Origin of the sequence: Aeromonas sp. Prich7-2 (genome assembly GCF_017939255.1) — a bacterium.
GTDB lineage: Bacteria > Pseudomonadota > Gammaproteobacteria > Enterobacterales > Aeromonadaceae > Aeromonas > Aeromonas caviae.
In genome coordinates this window covers 1-4547 of sequence record NZ_JAGKRI010000006.1, presented here as the reverse complement: position 1 = coordinate 4547, position 4547 = coordinate 1, and the positions used below count along the sequence as shown (strand labels likewise).

Sequence of the window (4547 nt, the reverse complement as noted above, 5' to 3'; positions counted from 1 at the left end):
AACTACCCGATGCACACGAGTGTGCTGGAAGGGGTGAACAACAAGATCAAAGTGATAAAGCGTATGGCATATGGATTTAGGGACTCAGAATACTTTTTTCTGAAAATCAAGGCGGCCTTCCCCGGAAAGCCGCGATGAACCTTTTTGTTGATGTGTCGACGCGTTGTTGTTTCATCAGACCGATGTGATGAGCACCAGGGGAGGAGCCTGCCGCCAGGCGAAGGATGATGCCAGGTGATGCAGACGACGAGGGCCCCCGACAGGGAGCCCTCGTGTGCATGAGGCGGGCTTGCCCCTGACGGGTCAGCTTGCCTGGGCCACGGCCGTGCGGCGAGAGAAGAAGAGACTGTCCAGCAGCCAGATGGCAACCATGGAGGCCCCCACCAGCGGGAAGCAGATCCCGAGCACGACCAGCACCGCGATGGCACCGCCCATGGGAGGCAGCTTGGCGGGCAGGGGCGGGGCGGCGAGGCGACCACTGGGACGGCGGCTCCACCAGATCCAGAGCCCGCTCACCGAGCTTGCCAGAATCATCAGGCAGATGAGCAGCATGACGAGCTGGTGCGGCCAGCCGTAGAGCTTGCCCATGTGCAGCATGACGCCGGTTTCCACCGTCTTGGCGACCGGGCCGTAATCCTGCCAGCGCACGTCGACCAGCACCTTGCCGCTGTATTGGTCGATGTGCAGGGTGGCGTCGTTGCGGGGATCATCGGCAAAGATGGCGATGGTATAGACGCCGGTTTCACCGACCGGGGGGGTGATGCTGTAACCCGGGCTGACCCCCCGCTCGCTGGCGATGTCGACCACCTGTTGCAGCGGAATGCGATGGCTGGCCATGACCATGCCCTCGTGTCCGCCGCCATGGGTCATGGCGCTGTGATCATGGCTCTCTGCCGTGGGTTGGGAGCTCGGCATGGGCAGGGTCTCGGCCCCCCAGGAGACGGTCTGTTCGTGAGCCTGGTTGAGGCTGCGGGTGAGGGGGGCCGACTTGGGCACCTCGTTCCACATGGCCGCAGGGAAGCGGTTCCAGACGTCGGCGAACTGGCCGCCCCAGAAACCGGTCCAGGTCATGCCCGTCAGCAGCAGCAGCAGCAGGAAACCTGCGCCCCAGAAGCCGACCACGGCGTGCAGATCACGCCACCAGAGACGGCCGCGCTGGTGCATTCTCGGCCAGAGGATGCCTCCCACACCCGGTCCCTTGCGGGGCCACCAGAGATAGAGTCCGCTGACGAGGAGCACGATTCCCCAGCCTGCGGCCAGCTCGATCAGGCGATCACCCGTGGTGCCAATCATCAGCTCCGCATGGAGAGCGCGCGCCACCGCCTGCAGGTTCCACTTGTTGTCCATGGTACCGAGCAGGGCGCCGTTCGCGGGATCCATGAAGAGGGTCAGCTCCTGCCCTTCACGCATCACGACTATCTGGGCGCTCGCGTCCGCTGCCACCGGGGGCAGGTATTTGCGCAGGCTGGCGTCCGGCATGGCGATGGTTGCCTTGGCCAGCAGCTGGTCGGCACTCAGGGTCTGGGTGGCGGGCGTCACCTTCATCAGCTGGGGGTAGAGCAGGTTGTCCAGCTGCGGCTTGAACAGGTAGACGATGCCGGTGAGGGAGAGCAGGATCAGGAAGGGGGCGACGAAGAGACCAGCATAGAAATGCCAGCGCCAGATCCGTTGGTAATAACTTGCGTCTTGTTGCTTCATCGTTGTTCCCTGGGTGAACGCCAAAAGGTTTCAGTAGGTGGAATGTTTTGAGTGGCGCGGATAATAGCAGCAACGTTTTGTTAACTGCAACAGAACATGTCGAAGAAATGTACATTCCGCCACCGGGGTAAAAACGGGGGTTGAATGGAGCTTTCCGTTCACAATGCGGGGAGCTTCATGGACTTTTCGGGGATAAATTCTTACTTTGTGGCAACACAGGGCATATCAGCCGCAGCGAAGGACTCAAGGCAGGAGGTGAACGTGCAAGCACACGGCCATTTTGAGATGCAGCGACAAGGGCAACTGCTGATCTGTCGGCCGAGCGGCCCTTTCAACCTGGCAGGCGCCATGGCCTATGAGGGCAAGTTCAGCCAGCAGATAAGCCGTTTGCAGGGAGCCCCCTGGGGCATCGTCGAGGTCGCGACCGAGTTCGAGGCCGCCGGCCCCGAGGTGCTGGCCCGTTTTCGTCGCCAGTTCAACTGGTGCGCCACTCATGGCTGCGCCTTTCTGGCGGTGGTCATGATCGGGGATTTCAAACGTTATCTGGCGGATCACGTCTTCAGCGAGCTTCCCTTTCAGGAGGTGCGCTATTTCGAGGAGGAAGCGCAGGCCATCCACTGGCTGACACAGCGCCTCGAGGGGCTGCAAGGCAAGGAGATCCACGTCAGTACGGGTTGAACACCCCGGTTACTCCAGCCTGATGAACCACTTGTCCCGCTCGTCGAGGCAGTCGGGCTCCCCCATCTCGAATTCACGGCAGATCAGCGGCCGCACCTCGTAGATGCGACACATCATGGTGTTGCGGTCGAGGGCGGCGCACCAGCCATCTTCCAGTCTGTGCATCACGGGCACTTCTCCTTCCCGCTCCTCGATATAGCGGTCCGGCACGCCGGTGTCGGTGAAGAGCATCACCTCGAGGCGGCAGCAGCAGGCTTCGCAGTTCTGGCAGCTCACATCGCTCTGGATTGCTTGGGTCATGTCACCTGTCTTGCCGCATGGCGGCGAATGATATGAAACAGGCGCCTGTCAGGCGCCTGTGGTCTGGCCGGGCGTGTGAAATACCTTAGCCCAGTTTGCGGGCACGGTAGCTGCGCCCCTTGATCTTGCCTTCCTGCAACCGCTTGAGGGCGGCGCTCGCCACCTGGCGCTTCACCGCCACGTAGGAGTACTGCTCGGAAATCTGGATCTTGCCCACATCGGCCCCGGCAATGCCGCCTTCGCCGGTCAGGGCGCCGAGGATGTCACCGGCACGCACCTTGCTCTTGCGGCCCGCATCGATGGAGAGGGTCACCATCTGCGGCGCGATCGGCTTGATGTCGCGGCCGATCCCGGCCAGGTCGCCCTGGGGAATGGGGGCCTGCTGGTACTCCTCGATGAAGTTGACGCGCTGGGCCTCGTTCGGCTGGTAGAGGCTCAGGGCCAGGCCCTGCTGGCCAGCGCGGCCGGTACGGCCGATGCGGTGCACGTGCACCTCGGGGTCGTAGGTGAGCTCGTAGTTGATGACGGCGCCCAGCTCCTTGATGTCGAGACCACGGGCCGCCACGTCGGTGGCGACCAGTATGGTGGCGCTGCCGTTGGCGAAGCGCACCAGCACCTGATCCCGCTCACGCTGCTCCAGATCGCCGTTCAGCGCCAGCGCCGAGAAGCCCTTGGCGGCCAGGTGATCGGCCACGTCGTTGCAGGCGCGCTTGGTGTTGCAGAACACCACGCAGGAGCCCGGTTGGTAGTGGCTGAGCAGCCAGGTGAGGGCATCGAGGCGCTGGCCGGCCGGCACTTCATACAGCTTCTGTTCGATGGCGCTCTCTTCGTGCAGGGACTCTACGCTCACCTCCACCGGGTTGCGTTGCACGCCGCGGCTCATCTGGGCGATCCCTTCTGGATAGGTGGCGGAGAACAGCAGGGTTTGCCGGTCCCGCGGGGCGTGGCTGATGACGCGGTTGATGTCTTCGCCAAAGCCCATGTCCAGCATGCGATCCGCTTCGTCCAGTACCAGCGTCTTGAGGTCGTCGAGCTCAAGGGTGCCCTGCTCCAGGTGCTTGAGGATCCGGCCCGGGGTGCCGACGGCGATGTGGGCGCCAAAGCCCAGGGTGGCGGATTGCGGTGCGGTCGGGGTGCCGCCGCACAGGGTCACCAGCTTGACGTTGGGCAGGGTACGGGCAAGACGGCGGATCTCGGTGGCCACCTGATCCGCCAGCTCGCGGGTCGGACAGAGCACCAGCGCCTGCACGGCCAGCCGGTTGACGTCCAGCTTGGCCAGCAGACCCAGGCCGAAGGCCGCGGTCTTGCCGCTGCCGGTTTTCGCCTTGGCGATCAAATCTTTGCCGTCGAGCACCAGGGGCAGGCTCTGGGCCTGGATCGGGGTCATCTGCAGATAGCCCAGGCTGGCGAGGTTGTCCTGCAGGGCGGAGGAGAGGTTCAGGCTGCTAAATTCGCTGTTGTTCACAAAAGGACTCTATGTCGGAAAACCAGAAATGGGGGTGCGCGGTGCGCAAGGGGGCGCATCATACCAGAATGTGCCGCCGGATGCGGTGAATATTTGAACGGTTGGTGTCATGGGTTGCCGATGGAGGCTTCTGTCTGCGTTGGCGGGCTTGCGGTATGTAAAAAGAGCACAATGGAACAGGGTGGTCATGGCCAGATCATGATGAATGGCGAGAAAACGTTTTTAATTAAACATGTCCTGGTGATGATAAGTCATCGGAGGATCATGTACAGGATCTTTAGCTACAACCAATTGAAATAGATAGAAAAAAGGCTTCGTTTGTGATCTGATTTAATCGCAAAAAAAAACCGACACGCCCGAAGCCATGACTATTATCAATGCAACCCAGTACCTCAAGCAACTTCTT

The 4547-nt window shown here is 61.8% G+C and carries 5 protein-coding genes; 2 read left to right on the top strand and 3 right to left on the bottom strand.

Annotation, left to right across the window (positions count from 1 at the left end; genetic code table 11):
- Positions 1–138: transposase (locus tag J9892_RS01870; protein WP_210537942.1), on the top strand; the 138-nt coding region annotated here is incomplete at its 5' end.
- 165 nt (positions 139–303) lie between these two features.
- Here J9892_RS01870 and J9892_RS01865 read toward each other — a convergent pair.
- Positions 304–1698 carry a PepSY domain-containing protein gene (locus tag J9892_RS01865; RefSeq protein WP_210537941.1) on the bottom strand — a complete coding sequence of 465 codons (1395 nt, stop codon included), beginning with the start codon at positions 1696–1698 and terminating at the stop codon, positions 304–306.
- A 255-nt stretch (positions 1699–1953) separates the two neighbouring features.
- On the opposite strand from J9892_RS01865, the gene J9892_RS01860 reads away from it, so the two are divergent.
- A complete protein-coding gene (locus tag J9892_RS01860) occupies positions 1954–2376 on the top strand; it encodes a hypothetical protein (RefSeq protein WP_039039773.1) in 423 nt (140 codons plus the stop codon).
- 9 nt (positions 2377–2385) lie between these two features.
- Here J9892_RS01860 and J9892_RS01855 read toward each other — a convergent pair whose 3' ends face one another.
- Positions 2386–2676, bottom strand: a complete 291-nt coding sequence (locus J9892_RS01855; protein WP_039039772.1) for a YkgJ family cysteine cluster protein — start codon at positions 2674–2676, stop codon at positions 2386–2388.
- An 85-nt stretch (positions 2677–2761) separates the two neighbouring features.
- Entirely contained in the window at positions 2762–4141 is a 1380-nt protein-coding gene (gene dbpA, locus J9892_RS01850; protein ID WP_039039771.1) for an ATP-dependent RNA helicase DbpA, read from the bottom strand.
- Positions 4142–4547 lie beyond the last annotated feature (406 nt).